Source organism: Pontibacter beigongshangensis (assembly GCF_014332515.1).
Lineage (GTDB): Bacteria > Bacteroidota > Bacteroidia > Cytophagales > Hymenobacteraceae > Pontibacter > Pontibacter beigongshangensis.
In genome coordinates, this window is the sequence record NZ_VFSD01000049.1 from 1 (window position 1) to 2975 (window position 2975).

1 protein-coding gene is annotated in these 2975 nt (G+C 46.8%); it reads left to right on the top strand.

What is annotated here, in order from left to right:
• Window positions 1–2626 (top strand): malectin domain-containing carbohydrate-binding protein (locus tag FJM74_RS22010; RefSeq protein ID WP_187264808.1); only part of this gene is annotated, 2626 nt, incomplete at its 5' end.
• Window positions 2627–2975 lie beyond the last annotated feature (349 nt).

Sequence of the window (2975 nt, forward strand, 5' to 3'; positions counted from 1 at the left end):
CGGCATGGGACTCACCTCCTCCACGGCCTATGCCGGCCTGTTCGCTACCCACCGAAACGGCTCAAGTCCCGTTACCTACACCTTCGACAACTTCGCCGTAACTGGCGTAACATCCGAAGATTTGCTACGGCCTTATATAACAGCCGTGCGCCCCGGTAATGGCGCAACAGGTGTTCCAATAGACAAGTCGGTTTCAGTTGATCTGGCTTTCCCAAGTGGTGCATCTTTAGATGGCAGCACAGTTAATGCAAACACCGTGAAGTTATACAAAGTAGTAAGTGGCAACAAGACGGAGGTTACCGGAACAGCCGTGAACACGACAGCTGCCGGAGATGCTATAACCCTAACCGCCACTCTTTCTCTTAGCACCGGGTATGAGTTCAGGATTAGCGAGAGTGTAAAAGACCTCAATGGCTATGGACTACTCCCTTTTACCTCTACCTTTACCACCACAAGTACTACTGAAACAATACCATCAGACTTACAGGGAGTATCGTTTACGGAGCAAATCCTGATAGATAGAACCTTTGGAAGTGATGGTTTTACAACCTTGGTAATTGGGCCGGACCGCAGGCTTTATGCTGCCACCTCCGGCGGAAAGATCGAACGATGGGATATCAGGACAGATGGAACACTTACAAATCATGTATCAATCTCCCCATTCGGTTCAGGCAGGAGGCTCCTTGTCGGGCTTCGCTTCGATCCGGCAGCAACAGCAGGCAACCTGATTGCCTGGATCAGCCATTCTGCTCCAGAGTTTCAGAATGCCCCCGATTGGTCGAGCAAGATTTCCAGAATTAATTTAAGCAACCCATCTAATCCACAAGTTACAGATTACGTGGTCAACCTACCACGGTCTATTAAAGACCATTCCATTTTCTCAATAGATTTTGGTCCGGATGGTGCCATGTATATTATGCAGGGAGGCAATACAGCCATGGGAGCACCAGATGCAGCCTGGGGCGACAGACCCGAAAGGCTACTGTCGGCAGCTGTATTGCGGCTGGATATCAGCAAAGCTGCGCAACAGTCTTTACCCATAAATGCGAAGACCGCAGAAGGTGGCAACTATAACCCTTATGCTTCTAGCGCTGCCCTCACGCTGTTTGCTACAGGGTTAAGAAATGCTTATGACCTTATATGGCACACCAATGGCCAATTATATGTTCCTACAAACGGATCGGCTGCCGGGGGAAACACCCCTGGATTGAAATCTGGTACTATCTGGTCAAATGGAAAAACATATACAGGCCCAAATGTACCGGCTTTGACAGATGTGCGGGACACCCAGAGTGACTATTTATTCAGAGTAGTTAAAGGCGGATATTACGGGCACCCCAATGTTCTTCGTAATGAATATATTTTGAATGGAGGTAATCCAACACCCGGGGAAGATCCAGGTGAAATAGTTTGGACACTTAACGGAACAGCACATGGTTACCCAGTAGGAACCCCCAAAGAACCAAATTACCGAGGCTGGGCCTTTGACTTTGGATTGAATAAATCTCCCAATGGGATAATAGAATACAAAAGTAATGCCTTCGGCGGTAAGCTCACAGGCAAGCTACTCGTCTGCCGTTTTAGTGGAAGTGACGATATTCTGCTGTTAGAGCCAGGTGGAACCAACCTGAATATAGTCCGATCAGTTGAGGGAAGTTTAATTCCGGGCTTTCGCCGCCCTTTTTCTAACCCTTTAGATATTGTCGAGGATCCAATAACTGGCAATATCTATCTCTCTGAATATTTTGACGGCAATGGAAAGGGTCAGCCCAGAATTACTTTATTAAAAGCAGACGAACCTCCTGTTACAATGCTTGTTAATGCAGGCGGCAAGGCTTATACAGACAGTCAGTCGAAAAAGTGGGGTGCAGATGCTTATTTCACAAGCGGAACAATCGGCTCCAAAAGTTTTGACGTAGCCGGCACCACAGATGATCCGCTTTACCTTAAGTACAGGTTTGCTACCTCCACTAGTTCTTCCGTACCAGGGGTTCCGTTTAGCTATGAAATGCCAGTACGTACAACTGGACCTTTTACCGTAAATCTTCACTTCCTGGAGCCATTTTACGGGGCACCGGGCGGGAAAACCACAGGTCTGACAGGTGCCCGAGTATTTAATGTGGACATAGAAGGGCAGCGGGTACTAAGCAACTACGACATTTACGCACAAGATGGAGCGGGTAAAGCAACTGTTAAAACCTTCGAGAACTTTTATGTAAACGACGGCCTGCTTACCATCACGTTCACATCTGTTAACAACAATGCTATCATATCTGCTATTGAGGTAATGGCCGGAACAGCAAGCGCTGCAGAGCTTAACTTAACTCAGGCGGCAAGCGTTTTTAAAAATCCTGTGAAGGAAGGAACAAGGCTACAGGTTTACCCGAACCCCAATTCCGGCACTGAGATACTTGTCGACCTCAATGGTTTTGAAGCGTCCGAATCTGTGGAACTTAGCGTTATTGATGCAGCGGGTCGAGTAATACAATCAAATGCCTTGGTTATGAATGAGCAAGGCACCACAATTGCGACCCTGACATTTACCAAGGCTCTTTCCCGTGGTCTGTACTTTATTAAAGCACAATCGGGCACTACAGTTAAGTCTGTAAAGTTTATTGTTGAATAGGCACTTGAGTACCTTCACGTAAAATATGTCGTATGCGGACCAGATCAGCAGCAGGAGCAGAAAAGGTCTCCGAAGGGCTGTTTTGATTACAATAATCCCGGCATACCAACTTCCTTCGCTCTCGAACTACGCAACAATATTTACTTGAATGCACTGAAAGCATACCCAAGGAAGGGAGAAATGCTGGAGGCAAGTTCCTGAACCAGTACAGCCGACCAGAAATTACTGACAAGACATAATTAAATACCCGTGATCATCCTTCTTAACTGATTAGGAAGGATGATCACGGGTATTATACTTTACTGAAGCACCCTACTGCTTAATAACTTCTATGGCAGAAATGATGGCG